Origin of the sequence: Sabulibacter ruber (assembly GCF_017355955.1) — a bacterium.
Lineage (GTDB): Bacteria > Bacteroidota > Bacteroidia > Cytophagales > Hymenobacteraceae > Nibribacter > Nibribacter ruber_A.
This window is the reverse complement of sequence record NZ_JAFFID010000189.1, coordinates 1-249: the sequence shown is the minus strand read 5'-3', so window position 1 is coordinate 249 and position 249 is coordinate 1. Positions and strand designations below refer to the sequence as shown.

Here is a 249-nt window from a genome sequence, read left to right as displayed (position 1 = left end):
TGCCATCCTCGAAGGCGCGGATCAGGTCGCCGACCAGCTTGTCGGCAACGACCCGTTCGGGGTCGCTGTTGGTCAGGGCCACCGCCGCCCAGCCGTGGGCGCGCGACAGCGCCATGTAGGCGTTGAACCCGCCGGTCGAGCCGGAGTGCCAGAGGATCGGCGTGCCGTCCGACGCCCAGGCGACGAACCAGCCCAGCGCCATGGCCCCCTGCCCCAGCGCGCCCGGATCGCGCAGCGCCCGCCCATCCA

1 protein-coding gene is annotated in these 249 nt (G+C 73.5%); it reads right to left on the bottom strand.

Annotated elements, in window-relative coordinates; genetic code table 11:
• Nucleotides 1-249: serine hydrolase (locus JT719_RS25000; RefSeq protein ID WP_207436486.1), on the bottom strand; the 249-nt coding region annotated here is incomplete at both ends.